The following is a 26299-nucleotide window of genomic DNA, read 5'->3' as shown; positions in this document are numbered from 1 at the left end:
AGTGATTACCGACAATCGCCAGTTAAGTGTTATTTACCAGTCCGTAATCAAGGGCGTAGCTTTTAAGCTTGGCATCGAGATCATCTAGATCTTTATAAAACTCGTCATCGAGCTTATCGAGTACGCTGTACAGGTCTTGGTTATCGGTTGCGGCTAAACGACGATCTCTGCCTATTGGTACTGGCTTTTCGCCAAACACGGCCTGTTTTGCTTGGTGCAATAAGTTTAACGAGTGGCTTGCTCCCATTTGGATAAGTCCACGCTCAGCGAAGGCGTAATGCTCACCTGAAGAGTTGTCGAAATATTGAATAAATCCACCATTATAGACCTCGCCAGATAAGCAGTTCACCGCATAGTAGTTTTGTTCCTCTGGTCTAAGTGTATAAAAACATTGATCTTTGTTATGTACCCTTACAACAAGATCTCGCCAAAAGGCTCGAAAGGGACAGGTTTTATCGAGTTCACGCTCTTGTTGGTAGTATTCCTTCGCACGCTCGAGGTTTGCACGTATGCCATTTTTGCAGGGCATGCATAAACCCTCATTTTTTTCGGCGGTACTCGGAAGGATTAAGGTGTTACATTCTTGGCAGGGGATTTTTTCCGACATGGTCTTTCCTTTGATACTCAAGTCAGTAAGAGAACTCACAGCTTCACAAGCTACCCATTGTTAAATTCTCTGTTTCTAGAGTTTACATCGCACAATTAAGCGTCTATGTACCTAACGTACTAGTTGTACTTTATATTCATCGCAATCAGCGGTTCGCGTGAGGCTTTTTCGGCGCGTAGGCGGGCGAGGTATTTTTCCCATAGATCCACTTGGTGGGTGGCGAGATCGTAGAGGACTTTCCACGAGAATAGGCCTGTGTCGTGGCCGTCATCGAAGACGATTTTCACTGCGTAATTACCGACGGGTTCAATGGCGCTGATGTTGACGTTTTTCTTGTGGGTGACCAGCTTTGGATTACCGTGACCATGCACTTCGGCCGAGGGCGAGTAGACTCTGAGCATCTCGCAGCTGAGCTGATATTGCTCACCATTATCGAAACTGATTTCTAGAATGCGCGATTTACGTTTCAGTTTAAGATCGGTGACATTGGGCGTTGCTGTGGTCATAGGTTGGCTACCAAGAAAATGCTAAGGATAGGATAACTACTCATTAAAATAACACCTGACTAATGTAACCACTCGCGGCCAAGGATACAAAGGGTAAGCGAGAGCCTTGGTCAGGCTTTTTCGTTTAAGTCACACTTTTGCATTTGAGTCGTTTACCGCCAAGTCGTTTGGGCTTGGCGGTGAACGGTTTAGTACTAGAGGATAAAGCGGCTGAGATCTTCGTCTTGGACTAAGTTGTCTAAGTGGGCACTGACATAGTCGGCGTCGATAACAAAGGCGGAGCCCGATTTTTCCGATGCCTCGTAGGAGATATCTTCCATCAGCCTTTCCATCACTGTGTGTAAACGACGGGCGCCGATGTTTTCGGTGCGCTCGTTCACTTGCCATGCGGCTTTCGCAATGCTGTCGATACCCGATTCGCTGAATTCAACTTTCACACCTTCTGTGCCCATCAGCGCGATATATTGCTCGGTGAGCGAGGCGTGTGGCTCGGTTAAAATGCGTTTAAAATCATTGGCTGATAGCGCATCTAACTCGACACGGATCGGTAAACGACCTTGTAATTCAGGAATTAAATCCGACGGTTTAGACATCTGGAATGCACCAGAGGCGATAAACAGTATGTGGTCGGTTTTTACCATGCCGTGTTTTGTGGTGACTGTGCAGCCTTCGATCAGGGGTAGTAAGTCACGTTGCACGCCTTCACGGGAAACGTCTGGGCCTGAGGTTTCGCCGCGCTTACAGATTTTGTCGATTTCGTCGAGGAACACTATGCCGTGTTGCTCAACCATTTCAATGGCTTGTTCTTTTAAATCTTCTTGATTGACCAGTTTGGCTGCTTCTTCTTCGATCAATAGCTTAAAGGCTTCTTTGATCTTCATCTTGCGACGTTTTGCTGGTGCTTGGCCCATGTTTTTAAACAGACTTTGCAGCTGGTTGGTCATTTCTTCCATGCCTGGAGGCGACATGATTTCAACACCAATTTGCGGTTGGGCCACATCGATATCGATTTCTTTATCGTCTAATTGGCCTTCGCGTAGCTTTTTGCGGAAGACTTGACGGGTATTTGAGTTGTAATCGGTTTCAGTGTTTTCCCAGTCGTTTTTCGGCTTAGGCAACAGGGCATCGAGAATACGCTCTTCGGCATTTTCTTCAGCGCGTTGGCGACACTTGCCCATTTGTTGTTCACGGGTCAGCTTGATGGCGATATCGGTCAAGTCGCGGATTATTTGCTCGACTTCCTTACCGACATAACCCACTTCTGTGTATTTAGTCGCTTCGACCTTGATAAAAGGCGCGTTCGCCAGCTTGGCTAAACGACGGGCAATTTCAGTTTTACCAACGCCCGTTGGGCCAATCATCAGAATATTTTTTGGGGTGACTTCTTGACGGAAATCCGCGTCAAGTTGCATCCGGCGCCAGCGGTTGCGCAGGGCGACAGCAACAGAGCGTTTGGCCTTTTGTTGGCCAATAATGTGTGCATCCAGCTCGTGGACAATCTCACGGGGGGTCATTTCAGACATAATATTCCTCACGGGCTGTTTAGTAATTGAGTTCTTCAATCGTTTTGAATTGATTGGTGAATACGCAGATATCCGCAGCAATAGTCAGGGATTTTTCGGCGATTTCTAAGGCTGACAGCTCAGTATTTTGCAATAGTGCAAGGGCCGCCGCTTGGGCATAGTTGCCGCCTGAACCAATGGCAACTAAGTCGTGTTCTGGCTGAACGACATCACCATTACCTGTGATGATCAGCGAGGTTTCCGCATCGGCCACGACTAACAGGGCTTCGAGTTTACGCAGCATACGGTCGGTACGCCAATCTTTGGCGAGCTCAACGGCCGAGCGCAATAAATGGCCTTGGTGCATTTCGAGTTTGGCTTCGAAACGCTCGAATAGGGTGAAAGCATCGGCGGTGCCGCCTGCAAAACCTGCCAGTACCTTGTTGTGATATAAGCGACGCACTTTTTTGGCGTTACCTTTCATGACGGTATTGCCTAGGGAGACTTGGCCATCGCCGGCGATGACAACTTGATTATTACGGCGTACTGATACGATAGTGGTCACAATGAATCCTCTTCTGGCCCGCAGCAAAAGTTGCGGTGGATGATGGGATATATATGGGGATGGATGACAATAATTCAAGTAATCGCGGCAAATGCCAAAGGAGTTTGCGATCTTTCGCGCTCCTTTAGCAATAAAAATAAGCGCTTATTGGGAAAGGGTGGATCGACCTACAATAGTGCGGCCATCGAAGGGATAGTATTTAAGATCCCAGTTTTCACTGCCGAAGCTGCGATCGTCCGAGACATAGTTGAAAATGCAGTAAGCATTGGGATCGGTAATGTCGACGGCACCATACCAGTAAACAATGTCGACATTGGGAACTGTGCGCCAAGAGTATTGATCGGCAATGACAAATTCATTATTAGCCAAAAGACCTTGCCATAACTGACCACAATAATCGCCCTGCAATTTAGCACCGGCATCAGCGGTTGCAGTCTCTATTCCCAGTGGAAATCCAGTGGTGGTCGAGTCGAGTTTTCCATCACCATAACAGGCGAGATCTTGGGTATAACCTGAGTGACCGCCCGCAAGCCAGCAACTGTGATAAAGCTTAACACCAGAGGCAAAGGCCGCAAATGCGGTTTTGGCTCTGGCATCGTGAGCATCTTGGCCTAGGTTTAAAAACCGTGGTGCTGCGACGACGGCCAAGATCCCAAGGATGATAATGACCACAACCAGCTCAATTAATGTAAAACCTTTCGATGACTGCAAACGACTCATATTGCTCACCTATTTGTTAGAGGACAATATTCTAACGGAACTTTGATTTGCAATCAGTAAGCCATTGATAATATTAGATGTTTAACATTGCCGTTACATGGTTATGCAGCAAAATGGCAAGCCATCCTTCATCTTTCAATGCCATCTGCCGAATGTAAACGGCTTATAAAGCCGTTTTGTCTATAACACGATAGCGGGTTTGTACGTAGCCATTGTCATATTGCTGCGTGTGAATTGGCATTAATTGAATCGCTTGAGCTAAGTCGCCAAAGAGTGGAATACCTTTACCCAGTAAAGTGGGGATGCGAGTGAGCGTGAGTTCCTGAATTAGCCCTGCCGCTAAAAAGCCTTGGATTGTTTGGCCGCCATCGATATAGAGATGCTTAAAGCCACGGGTTTTGAGTTGTTCGCTAATGCTTGCCGCATCGCCATTTAGCACTTGTACGTGCTCACTTAACGCCGACGATACTGTTACGCCGCTGCGACTTAATACAAACACTGGGATATTTACATAGGGCCAATCACAATCGAAGGAGAGGACTTTTTCAAAGCTTTTTCGTCCCATTACAATCGCATCGATAGTGTTGATAAAAGCATGGTAACCAAAATCTTCATCGGGATTAGTACTGGGATGCTGGTTTAAAAAGTCGATATCCCCATTGGGCGTTGCGATATAACCATCGAGGGTCGTGGCAATAAAAACGGAGGCTTTCATTCATCTTCCTTAATGCTATTTTCGAGCGTGTTTCTCTAGTGATTCTTTCAGTGCCTGTTGCTGAGCGAGGCAGTCTTGTTTTGCTTTGCCTGACATATCGTTACACGTTTGACCTTTATCTGGGCCTTCCAATATGGCGGCTGCAACATAAACAGCGGCATCGGCTGCATTGCATTCTTGTTTGCTGTAGGGGGAATTTGTATCACATTTTGAATTAAGTGGCCCAACGCAGCCACTCATACTGGTCAAGGCTAAGGCGCTAAAGCTAAGTAATATTAAAGGTTTGAACATTCGCTCTTCCATGATTCATATTATTTGAGGCGGTTGGAAAGTATATAACTGCTTTGCAGACGGAACTAGAATTGGATCGTTCCATTTCTACTTTAGTTGTTATTTTGGATGAAGGCATTCGCGGATGGAAGCAAAAAAATCCCCGAGGGTATAGTTACCCTCGGGTGGAGGTTCAAAAAGCAGTGGATTTCTTGAGCGCCTGCGGGGCACAAAGGAAGGAACCTATGGTGTGATTGTGCGGGCTGATACGATATTTCACAAAGCCAAATGCACAAACTGCGACAGCTTGTCGCAGGCTGGATGAATTTGTTATGCAGTAAGCCCACCCTACAGGGTAAATCTATATTGCAAACTGAAGATTCACACCTGTGATATTGCTTCATTTAGCTATAGGGTTCTCTTCTTGCTATCGTGATGTTGCTTATACTTTTAGGTATTTGTTTTTAAAAGGCTAATTGCAGCGGGAATACTGTCAATGCCGCACTCTTGCAATATTTTGTCTATGGAGTCTGAAAATTGACGTTGGTGTTGACGAACGACTTGATAAATTTGAAAGCACATCACGATATCGTGTTCTGATAATCCTTTGTTTTCAAAGGCAACTGCTGATAAGTAGCAACGGATCATAAAGCAATCGAGTACCAGCAAACGGAATGCTGCCCAAGGTTGATGTGTGTCTAATAATGGAAAATGATTATGATAGATAGAGTATAAAATGTAGCGATCAAAAAGATCTGAGTAGTTAACAAGTGCAGGCATGGCATACTCGTCCCAGGCCTTATTTAACCCATCAATTTGATATCCATTTGCTTCATTACACAATAAATCAATTGCTTGATTCAGTGATGTAAACCTTGGTCTCTCACTTCTCGAGTGGGATTGGCATAAGGCATTGTGTACCGACACAAATGCATGCATTTGCGGTTGCTGCGCATAGGGTAGCTTTTGGTATTGTTCGGTTAGCGCGCCGGAATGAGCTAATGCAGTTAATTGTTCAAAACGTTTATCTAGATCCGAAATCGGTAGGATGTTTTGGCGGACTTGCTCGCTGACTTTAATTAACAGCCCTATGGCAAGGAGCGCTTGTTGCCAATCCACTTGCATATTGACTAACAGTTCTAAACTGTATTCATAGGTTTTTTCTAACCATATAGGACTTTGTGCCCCTGCTGTTTTTACACCGCTGAGCTTTGCATCAAATTCGAATGGGTTAGGATTGAAGAGGACTAAGCGAGCCACTTCTGGGCAAGATAAATAGAGGCTTTCATATTTATTACCGCCTAACACTTTGTGAGTTCTTGGATAGGTCTTACAGGTCTCACTCAGCGCCTGCTCGCCAGCTTTTGCATGGATATCGCAAAGTTTGTGCGCGTTAACGAATGGGCATGCACCTTGTTGATTCAGTTTTACGTTAGCCCAATCAGTAACATCTATTTTTGTTTCTACAAATGCAATCTTTGCAATGCTAGCGAGTTGCGGATGATTAAGTGTATTTTTATAACTTTTTTTATCAAAGCTTATTGTCCAGTCATTGCAGCAACTATCTTCGCATTCCGGACCAATGCAATTGAACAGCGAGACATAGCTAGGTTTGATGGTGAAGTTGCTCATTGAGTATTGATTCTTGAGTAAGTTATAGAGATAGAAAGTAGCAAACTAGTCCGGTTAATGCTAATCAAATCCATAGGTTAAATGGGAGTGTTTAGGTTTGCGAGATGCTGCACTAGCTCCGCCATATTGTTCACTTCGAGTTTCTTCATGATTTTGGCGCGGTGTACTTCAATCGTGCGCAGGGATAAAAACATCGCCTCCGATATTTGCTTGTTAGTCATGCCTTGGATCACATGGGCTAACACTTGCTGTTCGCGCTCTGTCAGTTGGTCAAACTTATGTTGCAGACTTTGCTGCTCGAAGGCCGCTTGGCTTTCACGCTGTGCCTTTTCAATCGCTTGTACTAATGCTTTACCCGATACTGGTTTTTGAAAAAAATCGCAGGCCCCCTTACGAAAGGCGCTTAACGCCATAGGTAAATCACCGTGGCCAGTGAGAAATATCACGCCTAGCGGGCTGTGGGTTTCCAGTAATTTTTGCTGCACTTCTTGGCCGGTGATTTCTGGCATTCGACTATCTAAAATCACGCAGCCCGCCTGTGATAATGCACAGTGCTCAAGGAAGTCGCGGCCGCTGTTGAAGGTTTGCACTTGATAGCCAAATTGTCCGAGCATAAAGCCCAGTGAATCCAGAATCGCTTCATCGTCATCGACTAGATAGAGTGGCAATTTTATCGACATGGTGTTCCTTGTGGGGCGGTAAGCATGCTATCAGCTTAAGCTGGGTGCAGAGTGGGCTCAATTTTAAGCCTAGGTCTTGGGAGATACATCACTAAATTAGCCGATTCCCTCTGGGCATAAACCAGAGTTTGGCGGCATTTCACAGCTTGATTTTTATCTGCGAGCTAAAGTCGTTCCATGACAATGGCATATAAGAGTGGGTAATAGAGGCGATGACGATTGACTCTTGGTGTAAAGCGATATTGATGGGATTCTTGCTGAGTATCATTGGGCTTAATCCGTCCTATGCCAACGAAGTGACAGAAGTTAACCATTTTAGAGTCGGTGTGCTGGCAAACCATGGCGTGTTACAGGCCAAGCAGCGTTGGCAACCTATGATGGATTACCTCAGTGAGCAAGTGCCTAATAGTCATTTTGAAGTCGTGCCTGTGGATTTTAATGGCATGCGTAGTCAGTTACTTGAGCATGATTTGCAGTTTATCGTCACTAACCCTGGGCAATATCTGCATCTAAGTAACAACTTCCCGCTGTCTTGGCTTGCGACAATGAAGAGCCGTAAGCATCAAGGCAGCACTTTTACCATAGGTGCGACCATTATTGTCCGCGCCGACAGCCCTATCCGTACCTTGCAGGATTTACGCGGGCGCAATGTGGTCGCCAGTGATCCGCAGGCCTTGGGGGGGTATCAAGCGGCAATGGGGTTACTGCATAAAATGGGTTTTTTACCCGAACAGTTTTTTGGGCAAGTGCGCTTCCTCGGGTTCCCGTTAGAACCGCTTATCTATCAAGTCAGAGATGGCAGTGCCGACGCCGCAATAGCGCCTTTTTGTACCTTAGAGGAAATGATCGCAACGGGTCTTGTTAATCAGGTCGATTATCGGGTTATCCATCCTGCCACGCCTGCAGGATATGATTGCGAGGTGAGCACTCAGTTATACCCAAACTGGTCATTCGCTGCGGCGGATACGGTTTCTCCTAAGTTGACGATGGCGATTACCCGTGCCTTATTCGATTTACCCGCCGATCATATTGCAGCAATTACCGCCGATACTTTGGGCTGGACTGCGCCCGTAAGCCAGTTAAAAGTGATTGAGTTATTTAAAGAATTACAACTACAGGGAGCATCACCACCACTTTATCAAACCGTATACAAATGGATGGCAAAAAATAAAGAATGGGGTGGCGCACTGTTGTTAATTTTCATTATTTCCACCATTTATCACCTGTGGCTTGAATATAAGTTTCGCCAGAAAAGTGAGTTTTTAGTCAGCACTGAGCGCCAATTAAAGGACAAGGCACTGCAGCTTGAGCGACTGCAAAGTGCGGCGATTCTTGGGGAAATAGGTGCAGGACTTGCCCATGAACTCAATCAACCCATAGCCGCCATTACCCAATACAGCGAAGGTGCCATGCTACAACTGGAAAGGCTTGGGCAAGATAATCCGGAACTCTATGATGTACTCGGTAAAATTAATGCGCAGTCGATTCGCGCCGGAGCGGTTGTGCATCGTATTCGCGGTTTACTCAAGCGGCGTCAGGCCAAGACCGAACCTTTAGATATAGTGCCAGTGGTGAAAGAAGCTTTAGCTCTGTTGCGGCGCGAGCTAGACCGCGCGAATGTGCAAGTGAATGTGCGAGTGCAGGGTGAGCCCTTTGAACTGATGGGCGATAGCGTTGGTTTAAGTCAAATGTGGGTCAATTTAGTAAAAAATAGCTTAGATGCGTTAGAAACCTGCGGCGATAATCGTGTGCGTCAATTATGGATCGATATCTATTATCATCCAAATGAAATCAAAGTGTTAGTTATTGATAATGGCGAAGGGCTACAGGGGCAGGCGAGTGAGTTGATGGCATCTTTTGCCTCAACCAAAGATGCAGGATTAGGGCTTGGCTTAGCCATCTGTAAGGATGTGGTCACCCGCCATCACGGCAGCATTCAAATCGAAAACTGTCAGCAATCCACGCAAGCTTTACTGCCTTGGCAACAGGGCTGTGTGGTGACAGTCGTACTTCCCAAGGGATAGATTACCATTAGGGCAGTGGATAGTTTTGGGAGAACTGGCTGAGCTTTTCTACTAAAAACTCTATGGTGCGACGGACCTTATGGCTGGGATAATCGGTTTGTAGGTATACCAATTGCAGTGGGATCGGTGGGGCTATTTTATCGGCTAGCACTAAGTGGAGTCTGCCTTCGGTCACATCTTGCGCCACATCGAGCCAACTCTTATAGGCAATTCCACGACCTGAGAGTGCCCAGTCGCGGATCACTGCGCCATCGTTACAGAAACGTTGGCCCCTGACTTCGATTTCAACGGGCGCGCCGTTATGACTTAACTTCCATTTCTGCCACGGCTCACCGCCGCGATTTAAGATCAGTACTGCGTGTTGGCTAAGTTCATTTAGCGTGCTTGGTGTGCCGTGTTGTGCCAGATAAGCGGGTGAGGCGACCAGTACCCTTGGGGTCATGGCGAGCTGACGCCTTTTAAGGTTTGAGTCGTCAAGCTGGCCATAGCGCAAAGCCAAATGGATATTTTGGTCGATTAAGTCTGTCATATGATCGCCAAAATACAGCTGCACTGTCAGTTCTGGGGCGCTGTCCATCAATTCATCGAGCCAAGCACGGATCTGGCTGCGACCAATATCCGAAGGTAACGCGAGGCGTACTTCGCCCTTAAGCTCACCCCTGTGTTCGGCTAAATTGGCGCTGGCAGTTTCGAGAATCGCCAGTGCGGGTTTCGCCGAATCGAGAAAGATCCGCCCTTCTTCTGTGAGCTGTAAGCGCCGCGTCGAGCGAGCAAATAGCTGACATCCTAGCTTTTTCTCTAATCTTTGCAGCGCGGCACTTGCCGCTGCCGGCGTCATGCCTATTTCTTTACTGGCTGCCGAGAGACTCTCTAAGGCTGCGATACGCAGCGCTAATTGCAGATCGTTTAAATGATACATATCAAATTATTTTTGAAAATGATTTTAATAATAGCCTGATTATCAATATAGATTAACTAATGCACAATTGCACCACTGATGTTTCATCTTAATTTCTGGTTCGGAGTGTGTATGAGTCTATTCATGTCTTACAAATTAGCGTCACTGGCATTAAACAATCGCATTGTGATGGCCCCTATGACTCGGGCGCGTACTACGCAGCCAGGCAATATTCCTAATGATCTGATGGCGCAATATTATGCCCAGCGCGCCTCGGCGGGGTTAATCATCACAGAAGCGACACAAATCTCCGATGACAGTCAAGGCTATTCATTTACGCCGGGCGTGTATACCGCGGAGCAAATTGAGGGTTGGAAAAAAGTCACCGCGGCAGTGCATCAGGCTGGTGGTAAAATCTTCAATCAAATTTGGCATGTTGGCCGTGTATCGCACCCGATTTTTCAGCAGGGTAATGCCCCGATTGCGCCATCAGCTATTGCGCCCGTTGGCACTAAAGTATGGATTGTGGATGAAGCGCATCCTGAAGGGCAAATGGTGGATTGCCCAGAACCTAAGGCTATGGTGCAAGCGGATATCGACCGCGTTGTGGCCGATTTTGCACAGGCGGGAGTGAATGCGGTTGCGGCGGGTTTTGATGGCATCGAAATTCACGGTGGCAATGGTTATCTAATTGACCAGTTTTTACGCACCAATTCAAACCACAGAACTGATGCCTACGGCGGTACTCAGGAAAATCGCATTCGTTTTTTACTCGAAATTGTCCAAGCCGTGAGTGCGAAAATTGGTGCCAATAAAGTCGGGGTTCGCCTCGCCCCTTACGTGACGTTTAAAGATATGGCGTGTCCTGAAATTGTAGACACTATTCTGTTAGCGGCTAAGCATTTATCGGCATTGGGCGTGGCATATTTACATCTTTCAGAGGCGGATTGGGATGATGCTCCGCAGGTGCCAGAGTCCTTTAGAGTCGAGCTGCGCAGAGTCTTTAAGGGCAGCATTATTGTTGCGGGTCGCTATGATGTGGCGCGTGCCAATGAAGTGATTGATAACGGTTATGCGGACTTAGTTGCCTTCGGTCGACCTTTTATTGCGAATCCCGATTTGCCTTACCGTTTAATGCATCAATTGCCTTTATCTGCATTCGACAAAGGCCCCTTGTTTGGCGGTAGTGCGGCGGGTTATACCGATTATCCTACACACAACGAAGCATTGAGAGCCGTCATCCGATCCGCTGACGATGAGGTGGCATAATGGATCGGGTTAACACTTTGTATGTTCAGCGCTTACCCGCTTGGCTCAGCTTAAGTCTATGGTTTTCAGGCTTTATGGGTATTGCAATTGTGGGTTTTAGCTTAGCAAGTCTGAGCATGGATGCGTTAGCCGCTCAAGGGGCAACAACACAGGATAGTGCTAAAGTGCGAGCGGCGTTAGTGCCAAAAGTGGCGGCAATGGAAACGATTTCTGATGAATCATCGCAGGCACTGGCTATCGCCCGCGCCGCTTTGTTATATGCCAGTTTTTGGCACACGGGCGATGCAAGTTTTGCCCACGGCGCATTGGCGACTGGTTTTATCGACCGTACTCTGCCCGCTGGCCGCGCACAGGGAATCACGGGTTCACTCGAAGCCTCAAAGGCATTTAGGGCAGCGGTCCCTGATCTCTCTGTTTCAGTTGAGCATTTGCTAGTCGTTGGCGATCGTGCAGTGGTACGTCTGCGTTTTAATGGCCGCTTCACTGGTGTCTTTGGTGAGCAAAAAGGCCAAGGGCAGAAAATCGATTTTCGTGCTGTTGACATGTATCGAGTACGGGATGGTTTCATCACAGATAACTGGCACCTCGAAGATTATCAAACGCTATTTTCTCAATTAGCTGCAGGGACTCAATCATGAATCAACGTCGACGATTTTTAATGGCAGGTGGCGCCATCGCTGCTGGGTTCGGCCTAAGCCAAACGGCGCTTGCTATTGGTTTACCATCATTAGATACCTTAGAAAATGACTCCAAAAGTTCAGGTGGCAATGGTATGAACAAAATATTTTGGCCAAGTGGTGAGCAGTTAGTGATTTCAATCTCAATGCAGTTTGAAGCAGGTGCTCAAGATAAAAATGCCGAAGGGCCGTTTCCGCCGATGGAAAAGGGCTACCCAGATACCATCACCCCGACTTGGTACGATTACGGTATGAACGAAGGCATTCCAAGGCTGCTGCGCTTGTGGCGTAAGCACAATATCAAGGTGACTTCTCACATGGTTGGGCGCGCCGCCGAGCTACATCCTCAACTTGCCAAACAAGTTGCAGATGAGGGGCATGAGATTTCGGGTCACGGACAAACGTGGACGCCACAATACAGCATGTCGCCAGCAGAGGAACGCGCCTCCTATGTGGCGAGTATTGAGACGCTGCAAAGGATCACAGGTCAGCGCCCCTTAGGTTTTAATGCCTTTTGGATGCGCCACAGCACTCAAACCCTCAATATTTTGCAGGACTTAGGTTTTATTTATCATATCGATGATCTATCGCGGGACGAACCTTCAATTATCCCAGTAGGAAATAAGCCTTTTGCGGTTGTGCCTTACACTTTACGTAACAATGATATCGGACGTTTTGGTGGCAACACTGCTATGACGGCCACGGCCTTTTTGCAGGAACTAAAGGATGAGTTCGATATGCTCTATCAAGAAGGTTCGACGCAGCGACGGATGATGTCGATCAGTGTGCACGACCGTATTGGTGGCGCTCCTGGACTTGTGACCGCTTTAGATAAGTTTATTCAGTACGCTAAAGGTCACACTAACGTAGGCTTTATGCGTAAAGATGCCATTGCTAAATGGGCGCTGGCGCAAAAGGACACACCGACCAATCCTGCAAGAACATTTTAGCCTGCTGTAGCTTTGTTGGAAGAGGTTTTAATGGTTAACAAAAAGCGCATTGTTTAACGCGCTTTTTGTTTTTGGGAACCCTTATTACTGCGAGTCGGAAGCGATTAACGCATGGCCAACATGGCCCAAGTGCGGCGACCTTGCTCCAGAATTATCCCCACGGCAAGTCCCGCAGCGGCGTTGATGGCGAGGCAAGTCACCGCGGTTGATAAAATCACAAAGATACAGAAGGGCTTACCATCGATTAAGCGTTTCGACCATGCTAATTGTAGCCCCGCAGTGGTCAGTAAACTGCCGAGGATTGCCATAGGAATAAGGCTTAATAGCCAAGCGATATGACTACCCCAGCACAGGGCTATCATTAAGCACGTACTGCCAAAAATTAACGGCGCCAGATAAGTGCGAGCACCAAAATGGTATTGCACCGCAAGTCCGCCCGCACCGTGGCACATGGCTGAGGCACCAAAGGGCGCAAGCAATAAGTTGGCAAGACCTGAGCTAATGGCGAAGTTTTTGGGCGTGAGTTTGGCGGCATCTTCAGGGAATTTCTCCTGTGCCATTACAGACGTGGCAATGACCGCATTGGTTAAGGTTAATGCCAGTTGTGGTAAAACCAATAAAAGGGCGGCAGAGGTCCACTCAACTGATGTCGGCCACGCTAATTGAAATGGCGCTGTCATTGCTTGAATATCAAAGTTAGTGGCTAAACTAGTTTGTGTACTTGCTTGCCAAATCATCCCCGCTGCTATGACTAAGGGCATGGCAAGGTAGCGCAGCGGCAAAAATTTACTGATAAATAACAGTACAAATGCCCCCACGCCAACCAGCCAAAATTCACTCATCATCTTAGTGCCCATCCACATCAGTTGCAGACCTATGGCGAGTTGAATGCCAACACTCACAGCTTGGGATAACTGTTTGGCTAACCAAGTGATGGCGCCGCTAAAGGCGAGAATTAACAGGATAATGCCCATTAACATGGCGCTTGCCTGCAACATGCCTGGGGTTAAGCCCTGAGCGATCACCAGTGCAGCGATGACTTTCATCGGTTGTACCGGAATCGGGCGACGGTAAAACAGCGCGCTGAGAATAGCGAATAGACCAAACCCCAAAAATATCCCTTGGGGCGAAAATTGATTGAGGGCAATTAGCCCTAGTACTAAAGGTAAAAAAGTGCCTAAGTCGGCAAAAGCGCCACTGGTTTCACCGAGTAAACGGTTGAATGAAGGATTGGATACTGTTTGGGAAATTTTGCCCGAGGTCATACTGATTGCCGTAATTGAACACGCTATGACTACGCAAAATAAATGCCATAAAAATCAGATGATTTGGGGGGTAAACAGAGTCAAACTACCGTATTGAGTCACTCAATGAGACAAACTGGGGCAAGGCCGAAGAATGGCTGAGTCTAATTGTCTTTTTGGGTGAGAGTAACAAGATAATAAAAAAAGAGATCTTAGTAAAAACTAAGATCTCAAAGGGTATTACCGGGAACTCGATTTGGTTCATCAGTTGTGTTCACTTCGATGCCTTACTAAAAGTAAGATATCTGTGATGCTCAAATCAGTGAACGATTCAATCAAGGCTGTTTGTGTTTTGGCCCTTGTTTATTTTTCATCGGGTCACCTTGATAACCTAGGGCTTGCCAATCGAGTCTTGTGCCTTTGTTATGGCAGTCGTTACAATTTAATGCTTGCTCCTTGGGTGACACCATATGGTTTATCCGCCACCACATTTCAGTGGCTGCAAAGTCATATTCACCACTGTATTTGATACCTTTCTCAAGCATAGTCGTGTTCGCTTCCATTCCTAGTTTTGCCGCTAAGTTCCAATCAAACTCGCTCCAGAATCCCCCTTTGCCATAGGTTTTCGGTGTGATAAAAATATTGAGTTTTTTATCGTAAATCTGTTTACCCGTGTGCACTTTGAAAGGATAGATTTTTGCTTTGGCATCATTTATATCGCCAATGGGATAGGTCAATTTAGTGACTGTACTCGGATCCATTTTATCACCTGCCATATAAGCATTGGCTGTGCCGTTGTACCAAGCGTATTGGGGTTTGACCATTTTTTCCCAAACAAAATCTCCTTTTTTCTTTTGGTAGGTATGCTTACCATATTGGTCGAGTGTTTCTTTTTTATCATCTCCAGCCGTTGACCAGTCCCAGCGCATTTTTGTCGGTTCGTTTTTAGCAAAATACGGAATATGACAGGTTTGACAGGCAACTGCCGCTGTATGAGTATTGAGTTTTTTGTTCGCGTGTGGCGCTGATTCGTGGCAGTTTTCACAGCCAATATGGTCGACACCACCGGGTGAAACCCCCATAGCATTACCTGAGATCATGTGTTTCTCAGTGGTGTGGCAGTTCTGACATTGAAAGTCATTACCGTCGCTATCCATATGCACATCCGTCGCTTTGTCTGGATAAGACATGGATGAGTCTAAGTCCCCATGTTTTACCGCGTCACCACCGCCACCATAGAAGTGGCAACTACCGCAGTTATCCCGTACAGGTTCGCCAACATTTTGAGCTATTTTAGTCAGATCGAGTTTTGCCATAGGTTCACCTGCGCCAGCGGGATCTTTAACATAAGTTCCTGTAGTGTCGTGACAAACTAGGCAGTCGACTTTGGTTTTATCTTTAAAGTCAAAGTTACTGTCTTTCCAACCATAACCCGCGTGACAACTGGTACAGCGGGGTTCATTGCTGGAAATGGCAACGCAGAAGTTATTAATGCTGTTTTTCTTACCTCTTACGACTGTCCTATCGGGAAGTTTTTGTTCTAACTCCCAAGTCCAATGGGAGGTTTTCATCACGTCAGTCGCTTGATTTTCATGGCAGACTAAACATTGTGTGGTCACCTGTGAGCCTGTGGTAAACGGGCCTTTAAGTGCCTCTTTATGGGGATTAGCGGCGTAGGCATTTAATGTCATGCTCGCTAAGGCAATGAGGATGAGCTTATTCATTTTGTACTCCCGCCCTCGATGTAACTGAGGGCTGATCGTTGTTATCAATGACGGATTAGAAGTTGATGGTGAGTGAGGCGTTGACATCAAACGCGGTATCAACCACTGGCAACATGGAATAAGCAGAGCCAGCTAGCACATCGTCGATTTTTTGTGGAGCACCCACAGGTGTACCGCTGCCTGTGTACTCGTAGTCGTAATAGAGGCCAGCAAGTTTGATAAACATTTTGGGGTTAATATCAAAGATGTAATAGGCTTCTGCTACATGTCCTCGGGTAGCTAACTTACTACCAATAGGGTCATCCTGTGCCTGGGTAAAAGGCGTCCAATATTCGGAGCCATAGTTATATTCCAGACCCAATTTGCCGTAGGGAGCAGGAATTTGTACGCCGACATAAATACCATAACCGTCTTTGGCTTCGGTATCGTCACTGGTTTTAGGCACCATAATAATCTCAGTGCCGGTGCTGTTTAGCTCGGCTTCAAATATGGCATCGGATAACATGCCGCCAAACATGCCTGCGTTACCGTTAGGCTCGGCGCGAGTCCAGCCGAATGATGCAAACCATTTGATATCATTTGCTTCTTCACGCGCAAAACCAATTCCTCCTAGATACATGTCGCCGATAACCCCGCTGGGTTGCACTCGGGTGACAAAGTTAAAGTTGTCGAACTTTTGCATATCTTGATACATGGCGGGGGCGAAAATGCCCGCAAGCTGGGTAGGGAAGGCCATGGTGCCTTTAAAGCCGTCATTAACATCTTTGGCGCCAAACAGGGTGAACTGGAGGAAGTTGGTGCCATCGTTGATCGCATCGATATTAAAGCCACCAAGGTGAGTATCCTTGGTGACAATATCACCAAACATTTCGCCATTTCCCCATTGTGATTCAAAGCCTTGGCCGTAACAGAAACGGACGACTTGGCCTTCGATACCTGTGATTTCGCCTAGGTTGTAGCCTAAGGTAGCGCCATCGAAGTTGAAGTTGACTAAATGTCCTGAAGGTGTGCCGCCACGCATTTCATTCTCGCGGTAGTGGCTGGGTGGACCATAGGTGGAAGGGCGACGACCTATAGAGAGATAAAACTCTGATCCATTAATGTTTTTCCAATCGAAATAGGCGCGTTCAACCCGCAGCCAGTCACCACTGGTATTGCCGCTACTGGTACCATCCATAGTGAAAGACCTCCAAGAATCAAATACTTGAACTCCGGTAGAATCACCCCAGTTTTTATACATACTGAGGCGGCCAGCAAAACTGACGTTATCCCATACCTTAGCTTTCAGATTTAACCGCAGGCGAGTGGTGTAAAAAATATCGTTATCTATGTCCTGTACACTTTTGGGCGCGAGCACATAGGGCATAACACCTTGTAACATGCCATTTTGGAAGGCTGCAGCAAGGTCTGGATTAGCTTGCATCATTTTCCCTAGTGGGGAGTTGAGACCGTTGGGCATACCGAAAGCGCCGGACATGGCTTTGGCACCAAAGTCGTTAAAATTGACTTTGATGGCCGGATTCCAGACAACATCGCGGTAATGTAGTGAATGAGCTTTAGTGCGGAAATCACCTGTAATTTCAAGGCGGTCTAACGATGTGTGCCGCTCGGTTTTGTCGACGCGATTATTGAGATCATCCAATTGCTCGGTAATATCGGCAAGCTTCTGTTTTAACTCAGTAATTTTTTGATTTTCCTGTTGTACATCATTAGGTGTAGCAAAAGATTGGCCTGACATAAACAAGGCATTGGCAACGAGGATTGAGATAAGAGTACGCATAAGGTTTCTCCCAGAGTTGTTCTGTTGGCATGATTGCGCTAAGTGCATTTCGCCAAATTTACCCAATAGGAGTCCCTGAGGTGTGTTCCCCATTTTTCTCGAATTGGTTTTTTAATTTTTAATTCAATGTGTTAGTGAGCAGTTGCAGGGGAGCTCTCTACCATTGTCTTAGGCCATAACGTTGGCAGAGATCAACCGCAGGTTTGGGGTTGGTCCGAGTCGGCGGCGTGGTCATACAAAAATTGCTGTATATCCTTGAGGTCTTGCTCCGAGAGGCCATTGAATACCTCTGGTTTGAATTTGTGCTTATCTTTATCAAAGAAGCGATCCCACTGGCTCATCGTTTTGGCCATTGGCGTGAGTTCACCACCTTCACCGCCTTGGCTATGGCAGGCTTTGCATTCTTTTTTGTACAAATGTTTACCTTTCTTTGGATTACCTCCCTCTGCGGCATACGCATTAATACTCAAGCTGCCGATCACTGCCATGGCAATTGCTATCTTAGTTGACGTTTTCATCATCTCATTCCTTACTTTTTGTGAACACTTACATTTGTTTGTTGGTTAAGTGTTTTTATTGATTCCACTTTGTAAATTAATTTATCAAATCCTACGGTGTGTAAATTTGAGGTATATCACTTTCATTAAAAAAATCTAATTGATAAAAAGTTCATTGATAAAAATCTAATTGATGATGTTGTAGAGTGGTATGATTATTTTTTTTCTTATTTAAAAACAATGAACTACTCTACGTGCTAAATTGGCTCTGATAACTTTGAGTTTCGAGTTTTGCGCCTAAAGCACAAAAAATGGACTGTGATTAAGCTAACACTTTGTAAAATATGCACTCACTAAAGTAGTGATGTTGAAACTTAGCAGCTGTTTGGCGGGCTTTATTGGGAAGTAAATAATGCCAGAGTTGACTCTGGCATTATTGATTTTGGGGATAGGTTTGGTTGTCTTTCGAAGCAAGATAACTTAGATAAAAGTAGACTCAGAACGGATTAAGGTTGCTGGCGAGTTGGTGCTAGAACGATTTCGCGTACGCACACATTTTGCGGTTGTTGCCATGCAAACAGCGCAGCAGCGGCGACGTTTTCAGGGGCGATAACGCCGCCCATTTCTTCTTTCCAGTCATGGTAACCCGCTTTAATGTCATCGCTGGTGGTATGGCTCAACAACTCGGTTTCTACCGCGCCTGGGGCGATAGTGATAAGGCGTACGTCATCCATGGCGACTTCTTCACGAATGTTTTCTGTTAAGGCGTGCACGGCAAATTTAGTAGCGCAGTAAGCGGCGTGGTTTGGAAAGGTTTTACGCCCCGCCACTGAGCTGACATTAATGATAGTGCCAGTTTTGCGAGCTTTCATGTCGGCTAATACCGCATGAATACCATTAAGCACGCCCATCACATTGATATTGAGCATGCGGCTCCATTCGTTGGGATCTTGCACATCGATTTGGCCCAGTAGCATGACTCCCGCGTTATTGATAAGACAGCCGACCGGGCCAAATTGTGCTTCTGCTTGGGTTATGGCGGTTTTAATAGCTGCGCCGTCGGTGACATCGACGCTGATAGAAAGGCTGTTTGGTAATTCAAGCGCTTGCATTGCTTCAACTCGGCGTGCCAGTAATAGCAGCGGATGGCCTGCAGCGCTAAAGCTTTTAGCCATAGCGGCGCCAATACCCGATGAAGCGCCTGTGATGACAACCAGTGATTTAGTAACTTGATTCATTAGTATTTCCTATTAATTGGAGCCAATGTAAGCCGTAAACAAACTGTTGTTCGGCGTCTTGAACTTGTTAACCAGTATAGTCTGGGGATTTTCAGTCGAAAAATACTTATTCCAGCTGGATATGATAGGCTCAGCCTATGGCACTATTGTTGAAATTTGTGCTGAACTCGTCGGTTGTTGGAGAAGATTAAATGGTCGATTTGCGTTTGCTGCGTTTCTTTATCGCAATTTTTGAAGAGAACAATATTACCTCGGCGGCTAACCGTTGCTTTGTGAGCCAGCCTTCACTGTCTGCTGGGTTAAAGCAACTCGAAGAAGAGCTTGGTGGTCAGTTATTTGAGCGCAGCAAAAAAGGCGTTAAACCTTTGGACAGCGCGCACTATCTATACCCTTTGGCGGTTAAATTAGTCGAGGAGGCGAGTAAGTTACCAGGCTTGTTTATGGCGAAGGCAAGCCGGCAAAAGCTACGTTTGGCTGTGATGCCAGACTTAAGCCAGCGGCGTTTGGCTGGATTTTTACAACAGGTGAATCAAGCCATTGATAAGCTAGATCTTGAACTGGTGGACTATCAAAGCCCTGCAGATTGCCGTTTAAGCATCGACAGCTTGCGCCATGAAGATGAAGTATTTTTTCCGCTGTGGGAGGAGGATTATGTGCTCTGCGTCCCCAAGGATCATACCCTCGCCCAAGTAGATAGCCTACGTCCCGAGCAGCTCAATGGCTTTGACTTTATTGAGTGCCCACCCTGTGAAGCCCATCAGCAAACGATAGGTTTATTGGCGTGCAGCAATATGTCGCTTAATTTGGTCGCTAAGGCTGAGTCAAAATCTCTAGTGATGTCGCTAGTGTTAGCCGGATTTGGCGTGAGTTTTTTACCCGATGGTTTGATTGAAGATGAGCCTAGGCTCAAGCAAGTGAAATTTGATGGTCCGAGAATGTTCCGTCGTATTGGTTTGTGTTATCCCTCCCATCAGGCAGTTGCGCCAACATTGGCGACCTTGTTACGGCATTTAGCCGCTCGATCGAATTAATTCCAAGTTAGTTTTGGGTTATCAGCATTCAGATTAGTGAGTTGCTAAGGGCGATTCAGTGAGATTAAGTGGAGGCTCGACGCCGTAGGATTTAAATAGTTGAGTAATTTCACCTGAGGTACGCATGTCGTCGACTATCTGGTGAACTTGCTTGGCATATTGATGCTGCGGCGACATGAGCGGAATACTAAAATAGCGGCCATTTTTGCTGATATCTACGTATGCCATCTGTTTGAGTTGGGGATCTTTGGCAAAAAATTGCATCTCATGCTGTTCGGAGGTGATGGCTAAATCGATACGCTCAGCCTTCAACATATTGATTAACTGACCGTTATCATTAACAAAAGACACTTTTAGTTGGTTTTGATTGTCATTAAACTGTGGACAGTAAAAAGCGCCTCTAAGTGCGCCAATGATATGAGGTTTTAGTTCATCGAAATGTTTGACTTCAATTTGTCTATTCGCAAGGGCAAAGTAATAGACGTAGCGCTTGTCGTATCCCAGTAGCATAGGGTCTAGAAAATCGTTGCGCTCTGGTGTCATCGAATGGACAGGGATTAGGTCGACTTGTCCCATTTCTGCCACTTTAATTGTGCGTGCCCAAGGCACATTACTCCAATTTATCTTGTGACCTAGGCGGGTGATGACTTCATTGATGACAGCTGCACCTGGGCCTTTGCACTCACCATTTTCGACATAAATAACAGGATGCCTATCGCGGCAGTGTGCTTGCCAGACAACAGCAGAGGTTTCTGCCCTTGCTTGGGGCAGAAATAAGCATGAAACGACAATGATCAGTATCAGCCTCATACATCTTGCCTATTAAAATGGTCAGTTTTAATTTTGGGCTGGGCAGTTAACCTGACTATGTTTTATTTTTGAGTCGTTTAGCTGCGCAGGTTTGGTCAATAATTGATTGTAGTGCTTATACATCCACTGTGCTTTTTAAGTAATTATAAATTCACTCTATTTGGTAACCAAACGGTTTGGCCTGTTAAATCTGACCAAACCTTTTCTGGGACTCATTCGCTGCTAGGAAACTTACCTATCCGACTCAAGATAGGGCGTTAATTGGGTTTCAATAGCCTCAATTTGAGTTTCGGCGTAGGCAAGTTCGGATTCGGTTAAACATGATTTTGCGGTGTTTTGATGGAGTCGTTGAGCGCTATTCATCCCGTATTTACCAAAATGACGTAGCAATAAACTAGACCAAATAAACATTTGTATAGGTTTATTTAATTGTTCTGCGCCGTAAATATTGACCAGTTCCCGCATAGCAATTTCATGACCTAGCTCTGCCGATTTGACGTACCAAGCTTCTGCCGCTTGTAGAGCCTCTTGAGTGGGTTTTTCACCACTTAAAAATGATTCAGCCTTATAGAAATAAAAATATTGTTGTTGCTCAGCGGGGATTGGATGCTGATGCAAGAAACTGTCACGTAGACGCTCAGCCTCTCTTATCTCTAAGGTACCTAGTTGCTGACTGAATCTGGCTAATTCTTTTAGATGATCGGCTCTATTGCTCATGGCCGCGAGCTGGTAATACATTAACGCTTTAATTGGTTGGCGACTCACGCCTAAACCTTGCTCATAAATCTTGCCTAAGCCTAGCAGTGCGTCTTCATTCCACTTAAGTGCGAATTCTTCAAAGTCAATTTTAGCCTGTTGGTAATCACTTTCATTTTGTGGCGCTTTCAGTAAAAGATGAGCAAATTCAATCTTAGCGAAGTCATTACCTCTAGCGACAGATTGGCTTAACCAATGGCGCGCCTTGTCATAGTCGACAGCAAAATCTTCACCGTAGAGGAAACGTTTACCAAGATAATACTGGCGGAAATCATCGTCTGCGGCGCGCTCGCTAAGTAATGCCTCTGCACGCGCTAAATCTTTAGGTCCACCTTGGCCTGCAGCAAGCATATGCCCTAGATCATCTTTTGCTAATTCATAATCAGCGGCTGCGGATTTCTCAAAGTATTCACGTGCTTTGGAATAGTCCGAAGTAACGCGCTCATCATGCCAGTAGAGTGTGGCTAAATGGTAATAGGCTCTTTGGTTTTCTTGTGCGGCGGCTTTTTCGAACCAGTAAATTGCTTGGCTAGCATCGGGATCGAGAAAGGGCTGGCTTAGATACAAGTAAGCAAGCTCATATTGAAACTCGGCTTGCCCCGCTTCGGCATTAGGTTTGAGCTGTTCTACCTGTGCGATTAACTCATCGAGTGTTTGCGACTCAGAAGAGAGCAAATTAGGTAGGGTGAGCATGGGTAAATATTGAGGCTCTATTTCCGCGGCTTTTTTATACCAATCGTTAGATGCCTTGGGATCGGCGGGAACTTGTGGGAATCGACCGGAATAAAGTTCTGCCATAGCAATGGCGGCAACGGCTAAGCCTTTATCGACTGCCTGCTGAATATAATCTAGGCCAGAGTTGACTTCGCCTTGGTTAATCAGTGTTAAGCCATGATTGAGTAGCGCAGTAGGATCACCTGCGGCAAGTGCTTTAGCTTGCACTTGTTTTTTTTGATATTTAGCGAAAAAAATAAACAGTACAATAAAAGCAATAATTATGAGTATCAACAACATAGTAGTCCATCACTATCGATATTTGGGAGTATAGTAAACGTAAATTTTTACAAGAATGCAAGTTTACAATTTGGGTTAGGCTGATCGACTAAGCCTACCAATCCCATGCGCATTAGCGTTATTTATCTTGCAGATGGATCTCCCTAATGGGGCAGGCAATCTCGATTTCCGCCTGCTTAAGGGCGTTATAAAGAGCGAGGTTCACCTTATATTTATGCTGAAAATAGCTTTGTGTGGGCACCCAGTAACGAACCCCCATTTCAATTCCATTAGCATTAAAACCATTGATGCCAATATTAGGTGTGGTCTCTTGATAAACATAGGGATTATTGCTTAATAACTCAGTAATCACACTAATGGCTTGTTCGGGATCTGTGTTGTAACTGAGATTGAACTGGGTTTCGACTAGCTTATTGCTAAAGGAATTATGCAGGATCTCGCCGACGATATGCTTATTAGGAATGCTGATTTGCTCACCTTCCTCATTGGTCAGTATGGTCATGCTTAAGTGGATACGTTTAACAACGCCGCTTTCCCCTTTGATTTCGATAGTATTGCCTACCAAAAAAGGGCGAGTGACGATAATAGTCACGCCTGCGGCATAGTTCGCTAGCATACCTTGTAAGGCTAAACCTGCACCGAGGGAGGCGGCACCAATTGCCGCAACCATAGGGGTAATACTGATGCCGATCTTGCCGAGGGCGATAATCCCGACCATGACGATGATCAGAATGCGGATAAGATTGCTGACAAAATTGCTTAGGGTGATATCGATATTGTGTTTGTCGAATTGCTTAGCGACTAAGCGTGATACTTTACTTGCTACCCATAAACCTAACAAAAAGATCAGTAAAGCACCTACGAGTTGAAAGCTGTAGGTGACTAAAAACTCGGTGATGAGTTGATAAACGCCTTGTAGTTGCTGTAATTCTTGATCGAGTCCAGGTGTTATCATTATGATATCCTTGTAATAAAATTAACTGTGCGATTATAGCGTAGAAATTCCACCAAATACTTTTCGCCCTTCATGTGTGAAGCGTATCATGTAATCGTGGTTGGTTTAATGAGTCGATAGGGGGAGTCAGGTATGCTGTTCGCCTATCCAATAATGGAGTCGAGTGTTTATGAAAACGCTGTTGTTATGTTTGTCTTGTCTGTTAACCCCAATCTGGGCGTATGCTGCGAGTTATGTTGCTGGAGATGCGATTAATCCCATTTCACTTCTCGACCAAAATGATAAAACCATTAATGTGACTGATGAGACTCAAGTGCTGCTCTTTAGTCGCAGCATGAAAGGCGGTGATGTGATTAAGGATGCACTTACCCCCTTGAGCGCGACTCAAATGCCAGCGGGTTTAGTTTATGTTGCCGATATCAGTGGTATGCCTTCTTTGATCGCTAAATTTGTGGCTGTGCCACAGATGCAAGATTTACCTTTTGCGATTGGGTTAGATAGGGATGGTGAGATCAGTCGTTTATTACCTGATAACAAAGATATGGCCACTATGATATTACTCAAGCAGCGTAACATTTTGGACATTGCCTATTTTGATTCCAGTGAAGCCTTGAACCAAGCCCTCGCAAAACTCAATCAGCCGCAGTAACAACTCGATTTAACGGACGTATTTTAAGGCATCCATTAGTCTTCTTTTCGTTGTGTGATTGTTACTTCAAAATAACTGTTTTTAGATGGATATTTTGGCTCCAGCCAGTCTATCCATCTCCCTTCCGATAACGTCGTAAAAAATTCACTTTTTATTCTGTTAATGAACACAAATTTGCCTTAGGGTTTGTGTGCATAATTATTTGTTTTATAGCGTCTTTTTTTGATGATTCAGTTCCTTAAATAGTTGGGGAATAAAAAGTTATTAATTCAGCATAAAAATTCGTTGCGTAAAGCGAAAAAATATCGTTTACTGCGCACGTTTTTAATACATCACACTTACTGTTATCTATCTGACCCAAAGGAGACTCTGGCCCAATGAGCCAATTTCAATCTATTGATGTTGCTGACTATTATGATATGGACACATTCAAGCGTATTGAAGCGTTTGCCAAAGACAAAGCAACCCCGTTCGTCGTGATCGATACCAGTATCATAGCGAAACAATACGATGACATGGTTAATAGTTTTCCTTACGCCAACGTTTATTATGCAGTTAAGGCAAACCCCGCGGCCGAGATCTTATCTTTACTAAAAGATAAAGGATCAAACTTTGATATTGCCTCGATTTATGAGCTAGATATGGTCATGAATGTCGGTGTGACAACCGATCGAGTCAGCTATGGTAATACGATTAAAAAGCGTCAAGATGTACGTGCATTTTATGAGCGTGGCGTGCGTATGTATGCATCTGACTCAGAAGCCGATCTGCGAATGATTGCTGAAGAAGCGCCGGGTTCACGTATTTATGTGCGCATTCTGACCGAAGGTACAGATACCGCTGATTGGCCGTTATCCCGTAAATTCGGCTGCCAAAACGAAATGGCCTATGAGCTATTAGTATTGGCACAGGAATTAGGCTTAGAGCCTTTTGGTATTTCTTTCCATGTGGGTTCACAGCAACGTGATATAGGTGCTTGGGATTCCGCTATTGGTAAAGTAAAAAGTATTTTTGACCGTTTGCGTGATGAGCACAATATCACCTTGAAGATGATCAATATGGGCGGCGGTTTCCCTGCTAACTATATTGATAAAACCAATCAATTGGGTGTGTATGCCGAGCAAATCACTCACTTCCTGAAGGAAGATTTTGGTGATGATTTACCACAAATTATTTTGGAACCAGGTCGTTCGTTGATCTCTAACGCGGGGATTTTAGTGTCTGAAGTGGTGCTGATCAGCAAAAAATCTTACACAGCGTTAGAGCGTTGGGTGTTTACCGATGTGGGTAAATTCTCTGGCTTGATTGAAACGATGGACGAGGCGATTAAGTTCCCGATTTATACTGAGCGTCAAGGCGAGCTGGATAAATGCGTGATTGCCGGCCCAACCTGTGACAGTGCAGATATCATGTATGAGCACTATAGCTATGGCTTACCAAATGACTTAGCCATTGGCGATCGTATGTATTGGTTAACCGCAGGGGCTTATACGACGACGTATTCAGCAGTATGCTTTAACGGTTTCCCACCGCTGAAGGATTACTATCTGTAAGCGATTGTGATGACATTAATAAGGGCGCTTAGG

25 protein-coding genes are annotated in these 26299 nt (G+C 45.6%); 7 read left to right on the top strand and 18 right to left on the bottom strand.

Features of this window, described 5'->3' with window-relative positions; genetic code table 11:
• Window positions 1–22: 22 nt before the first annotated feature.
• The 9 genes from ACHA99_RS08910 to ACHA99_RS08870 all read right to left on the bottom strand — a co-directional run bounded on the left by ACHA99_RS08910 (window position 23) and on the right by ACHA99_RS08870 (window position 7197).
• Window positions 23–607 carry a DUF4375 domain-containing protein gene (locus ACHA99_RS08910; protein ID WP_131523476.1) on the bottom strand — a complete coding sequence of 195 codons (585 nt, stop codon included), beginning with the start codon at window positions 605–607 and terminating at the stop codon, window positions 23–25.
• Window positions 608–726: 119 nt separating this feature from the next.
• The gene (locus tag ACHA99_RS08905) at window positions 727–1113 is read right to left on the bottom strand and encodes a gamma-butyrobetaine hydroxylase-like domain-containing protein (protein WP_063883307.1); all 387 of its coding nucleotides are present in this window, start codon (window positions 1111–1113) and stop codon (window positions 727–729) included.
• A 194-nt stretch (window positions 1114–1307) separates the two neighbouring features.
• Window positions 1308–2636, bottom strand: coding sequence for an HslU--HslV peptidase ATPase subunit (gene hslU, locus ACHA99_RS08900; RefSeq protein WP_263183866.1), 1329 nt, complete (start codon window positions 2634–2636; stop codon window positions 1308–1310).
• Window positions 2637–2655: 19 nt separating this feature from the next.
• Entirely contained in the window at window positions 2656–3180 is a 525-nt protein-coding gene (gene hslV / locus ACHA99_RS08895) for an ATP-dependent protease subunit HslV (RefSeq protein ID WP_006083300.1), read from the bottom strand.
• 144 nt (window positions 3181–3324) lie between these two features.
• Window positions 3325–3900 carry a type II secretion system protein gene (locus ACHA99_RS08890; protein ID WP_131523473.1) on the bottom strand — a complete coding sequence of 192 codons (576 nt, stop codon included), beginning with the start codon at window positions 3898–3900 and terminating at the stop codon, window positions 3325–3327.
• A 163-nt stretch (window positions 3901–4063) separates the two neighbouring features.
• A complete protein-coding gene (locus ACHA99_RS08885) occupies window positions 4064–4615 on the bottom strand; it encodes a dihydrofolate reductase family protein (protein WP_131523472.1) in 552 nt (183 codons plus the stop codon).
• 15 nt (window positions 4616–4630) lie between these two features.
• Window positions 4631–4906, bottom strand: a complete 276-nt coding sequence (locus tag ACHA99_RS08880; protein WP_131523471.1) for a hypothetical protein — start codon at window positions 4904–4906, stop codon at window positions 4631–4633.
• Between the two features lie 429 nt (window positions 4907–5335).
• Window positions 5336–6517 carry a flagellin lysine-N-methylase gene (gene fliB, locus ACHA99_RS08875; RefSeq protein WP_393942251.1) on the bottom strand — a complete coding sequence of 394 codons (1182 nt, stop codon included), beginning with the start codon at window positions 6515–6517 and terminating at the stop codon, window positions 5336–5338.
• A 77-nt stretch (window positions 6518–6594) separates the two neighbouring features.
• Window positions 6595–7197 carry a response regulator transcription factor gene (locus tag ACHA99_RS08870; protein ID WP_393942249.1) on the bottom strand — a complete coding sequence of 201 codons (603 nt, stop codon included), beginning with the start codon at window positions 7195–7197 and terminating at the stop codon, window positions 6595–6597.
• Between the two features lie 212 nt (window positions 7198–7409).
• On the opposite strand from ACHA99_RS08870, the gene ACHA99_RS08865 reads away from it, so the two are divergent.
• The gene (locus ACHA99_RS08865; RefSeq protein ID WP_393942246.1) at window positions 7410–9221 is read left to right on the top strand and encodes a PhnD/SsuA/transferrin family substrate-binding protein; all 1812 of its coding nucleotides are present in this window, start codon (window positions 7410–7412) and stop codon (window positions 9219–9221) included.
• 7 nt (window positions 9222–9228) lie between these two features.
• Here the strand turns inward: ACHA99_RS08865 and ACHA99_RS08860 are convergent, their stop codons facing one another.
• A complete protein-coding gene (locus tag ACHA99_RS08860; protein WP_219234490.1) occupies window positions 9229–10140 on the bottom strand; it encodes a LysR family transcriptional regulator in 912 nt (303 codons plus the stop codon).
• A 111-nt stretch (window positions 10141–10251) separates the two neighbouring features.
• On the opposite strand from ACHA99_RS08860, the gene ACHA99_RS08855 reads away from it, so the two are divergent.
• Genes ACHA99_RS08855 through ACHA99_RS08845 form a run of 3 tightly spaced genes read left to right on the top strand, consistent with a single transcriptional unit; the run spans window position 10252 to window position 13015 of the window.
• The gene (locus tag ACHA99_RS08855) at window positions 10252–11388 is read left to right on the top strand and encodes an alkene reductase (RefSeq protein WP_393942244.1); all 1137 of its coding nucleotides are present in this window, start codon (window positions 10252–10254) and stop codon (window positions 11386–11388) included.
• The gene (locus ACHA99_RS08850; protein WP_393942242.1) at window positions 11388–12026 is read left to right on the top strand and encodes an ester cyclase; all 639 of its coding nucleotides are present in this window, start codon (window positions 11388–11390) and stop codon (window positions 12024–12026) included. The genes ACHA99_RS08855 and ACHA99_RS08850 overlap by 1 nt, the downstream gene beginning before the upstream one ends.
• Complete coding sequence (locus tag ACHA99_RS08845) at window positions 12023–13015, top strand: polysaccharide deacetylase family protein (protein WP_393942240.1); 993 nt, start codon at window positions 12023–12025, stop codon at window positions 13013–13015. Before ACHA99_RS08850 ends, ACHA99_RS08845 begins: the two co-directional genes overlap by 4 nt.
• Window positions 13016–13119: 104 nt before the next feature.
• On the opposite strand, the gene ACHA99_RS08840 is transcribed toward ACHA99_RS08845, so the two are convergent.
• The 5 genes from ACHA99_RS08840 to ACHA99_RS08820 form a co-directional block, all read right to left on the bottom strand.
• Entirely contained in the window at window positions 13120–14280 is a 1161-nt protein-coding gene (locus ACHA99_RS08840; RefSeq protein WP_393942238.1) for a putative sulfate/molybdate transporter, read from the bottom strand.
• A 314-nt stretch (window positions 14281–14594) separates the two neighbouring features.
• On the bottom strand, window positions 14595–15983 hold the full coding sequence (locus ACHA99_RS08835; protein ID WP_173247225.1) for a tetrathionate reductase family octaheme c-type cytochrome: 1389 nt from the start codon (window positions 15981–15983) through the stop codon (window positions 14595–14597).
• A gap of 55 nt (window positions 15984–16038) precedes the next feature.
• A complete protein-coding gene (locus ACHA99_RS08830; protein ID WP_393942236.1) occupies window positions 16039–17763 on the bottom strand; it encodes a DUF3373 family protein in 1725 nt (574 codons plus the stop codon).
• Window positions 17764–17954: 191 nt separating this feature from the next.
• Window positions 17955–18284 (bottom strand): cytochrome c, encoded by a 330-nt coding sequence (locus ACHA99_RS08825; RefSeq protein WP_105251249.1) that lies wholly within the window; start codon window positions 18282–18284, stop codon window positions 17955–17957.
• A gap of 482 nt (window positions 18285–18766) precedes the next feature.
• The gene (locus tag ACHA99_RS08820) at window positions 18767–19498 is read right to left on the bottom strand and encodes an SDR family oxidoreductase (RefSeq protein WP_212600506.1); all 732 of its coding nucleotides are present in this window, start codon (window positions 19496–19498) and stop codon (window positions 18767–18769) included.
• A gap of 191 nt (window positions 19499–19689) precedes the next feature.
• On the opposite strand from ACHA99_RS08820, the gene ACHA99_RS08815 reads away from it, so the two are divergent.
• Entirely contained in the window at window positions 19690–20529 is an 840-nt protein-coding gene (locus ACHA99_RS08815; protein WP_212600507.1) for a LysR family transcriptional regulator, read from the top strand.
• Between the two features lie 33 nt (window positions 20530–20562).
• Here the strand turns inward: ACHA99_RS08815 and ACHA99_RS08810 are convergent, their stop codons facing one another.
• The 3 genes from ACHA99_RS08810 to ACHA99_RS08800 form a co-directional block, all read right to left on the bottom strand.
• Window positions 20563–21339: a substrate-binding periplasmic protein gene (locus tag ACHA99_RS08810; RefSeq protein WP_393942233.1), complete on the bottom strand. Its 777-nt coding sequence runs from the start codon at window positions 21337–21339 to the stop codon at window positions 20563–20565.
• A 231-nt stretch (window positions 21340–21570) separates the two neighbouring features.
• On the bottom strand, window positions 21571–23109 hold the full coding sequence (locus tag ACHA99_RS08805; RefSeq protein WP_393942231.1) for a sel1 repeat family protein: 1539 nt from the start codon (window positions 23107–23109) through the stop codon (window positions 21571–21573).
• A gap of 118 nt (window positions 23110–23227) precedes the next feature.
• Window positions 23228–24064, bottom strand: a complete 837-nt coding sequence (locus tag ACHA99_RS08800; protein ID WP_393942229.1) for a mechanosensitive ion channel family protein — start codon at window positions 24062–24064, stop codon at window positions 23228–23230.
• 169 nt (window positions 24065–24233) lie between these two features.
• Between ACHA99_RS08800 and ACHA99_RS08795 the strand changes: the two genes are divergently transcribed.
• Entirely contained in the window at window positions 24234–24713 is a 480-nt protein-coding gene (locus ACHA99_RS08795; protein WP_219250687.1) for a hypothetical protein, read from the top strand.
• A gap of 377 nt (window positions 24714–25090) precedes the next feature.
• Window positions 25091–26266, top strand: coding sequence for a type III PLP-dependent enzyme (locus ACHA99_RS08790; protein WP_105251256.1), 1176 nt, complete (start codon window positions 25091–25093; stop codon window positions 26264–26266).
• The last annotated feature ends 33 nt before the right edge of the window (window positions 26267–26299 follow it).

The organism is Shewanella sp. S23-S33 (assembly GCF_043359565.1).
Classification (GTDB): domain Bacteria; phylum Pseudomonadota; class Gammaproteobacteria; order Enterobacterales; family Shewanellaceae; genus Shewanella; species Shewanella oncorhynchi.
The sequence above is the reverse complement of the archived record's forward strand: the minus strand, read 5'-3'. Positions and strand labels throughout refer to the sequence as shown.

Excerpts from the sequence above, each read along its gene's own strand:
- ACHA99_RS08845 (WP_393942240.1), top strand. The coding sequence starts at position 12,023 with ATGAATCAACGTCGACGATTTTTAATGGCAGGTGGCGCCATCGCTGCT.
- ACHA99_RS08870 (WP_393942249.1), bottom strand. The coding sequence starts at position 7,197 with ATGTCGATAAAATTGCCACTCTATCTAGTCGATGACGATGAAGCGATT.
- ACHA99_RS08910 (WP_131523476.1), bottom strand. The coding sequence starts at position 607 with ATGTCGGAAAAAATCCCCTGCCAAGAATGTAACACCTTAATCCTTCCG.
- ACHA99_RS08850 (WP_393942242.1), top strand. The coding sequence starts at position 11,388 with ATGGATCGGGTTAACACTTTGTATGTTCAGCGCTTACCCGCTTGGCTC.
- fliB (WP_393942251.1), bottom strand. The coding sequence starts at position 6,517 with ATGAGCAACTTCACCATCAAACCTAGCTATGTCTCGCTGTTCAATTGC.
- ACHA99_RS08860 (WP_219234490.1), bottom strand. The coding sequence starts at position 10,140 with ATGTATCATTTAAACGATCTGCAATTAGCGCTGCGTATCGCAGCCTTA.
- ACHA99_RS08865 (WP_393942246.1), top strand. The coding sequence starts at position 7,410 with ATGACGATTGACTCTTGGTGTAAAGCGATATTGATGGGATTCTTGCTG.
- ACHA99_RS08795 (WP_219250687.1), top strand. The coding sequence starts at position 24,234 with ATGAAAACGCTGTTGTTATGTTTGTCTTGTCTGTTAACCCCAATCTGG.
- ACHA99_RS08905 (WP_063883307.1), bottom strand. The coding sequence starts at position 1,113 with ATGACCACAGCAACGCCCAATGTCACCGATCTTAAACTGAAACGTAAA.
- hslU (WP_263183866.1), bottom strand. The coding sequence starts at position 2,636 with ATGTCTGAAATGACCCCCCGTGAGATTGTCCACGAGCTGGATGCACAC.
- ACHA99_RS08815 (WP_212600507.1), top strand. The coding sequence starts at position 19,690 with ATGGTCGATTTGCGTTTGCTGCGTTTCTTTATCGCAATTTTTGAAGAG.
- ACHA99_RS08835 (WP_173247225.1), bottom strand. The coding sequence starts at position 15,983 with ATGAATAAGCTCATCCTCATTGCCTTAGCGAGCATGACATTAAATGCC.
- ACHA99_RS08810 (WP_393942233.1), bottom strand. The coding sequence starts at position 21,339 with ATGAGGCTGATACTGATCATTGTCGTTTCATGCTTATTTCTGCCCCAA.
- ACHA99_RS08800 (WP_393942229.1), bottom strand. The coding sequence starts at position 24,064 with ATGATAACACCTGGACTCGATCAAGAATTACAGCAACTACAAGGCGTT.
- ACHA99_RS08790 (WP_105251256.1), top strand. The coding sequence starts at position 25,091 with ATGAGCCAATTTCAATCTATTGATGTTGCTGACTATTATGATATGGAC.
- ACHA99_RS08825 (WP_105251249.1), bottom strand. The coding sequence starts at position 18,284 with ATGATGAAAACGTCAACTAAGATAGCAATTGCCATGGCAGTGATCGGC.
- ACHA99_RS08830 (WP_393942236.1), bottom strand. The coding sequence starts at position 17,763 with ATGCGTACTCTTATCTCAATCCTCGTTGCCAATGCCTTGTTTATGTCA.
- ACHA99_RS08885 (WP_131523472.1), bottom strand. The coding sequence starts at position 4,615 with ATGAAAGCCTCCGTTTTTATTGCCACGACCCTCGATGGTTATATCGCA.
- ACHA99_RS08840 (WP_393942238.1), bottom strand. The coding sequence starts at position 14,280 with ATGACCTCGGGCAAAATTTCCCAAACAGTATCCAATCCTTCATTCAAC.
- ACHA99_RS08855 (WP_393942244.1), top strand. The coding sequence starts at position 10,252 with ATGAGTCTATTCATGTCTTACAAATTAGCGTCACTGGCATTAAACAAT.
- ACHA99_RS08820 (WP_212600506.1), bottom strand. The coding sequence starts at position 19,498 with ATGAATCAAGTTACTAAATCACTGGTTGTCATCACAGGCGCTTCATCG.
- ACHA99_RS08880 (WP_131523471.1), bottom strand. The coding sequence starts at position 4,906 with ATGTTCAAACCTTTAATATTACTTAGCTTTAGCGCCTTAGCCTTGACC.
- ACHA99_RS08805 (WP_393942231.1), bottom strand. The coding sequence starts at position 23,109 with ATGTTGTTGATACTCATAATTATTGCTTTTATTGTACTGTTTATTTTT.
- ACHA99_RS08890 (WP_131523473.1), bottom strand. The coding sequence starts at position 3,900 with ATGAGTCGTTTGCAGTCATCGAAAGGTTTTACATTAATTGAGCTGGTT.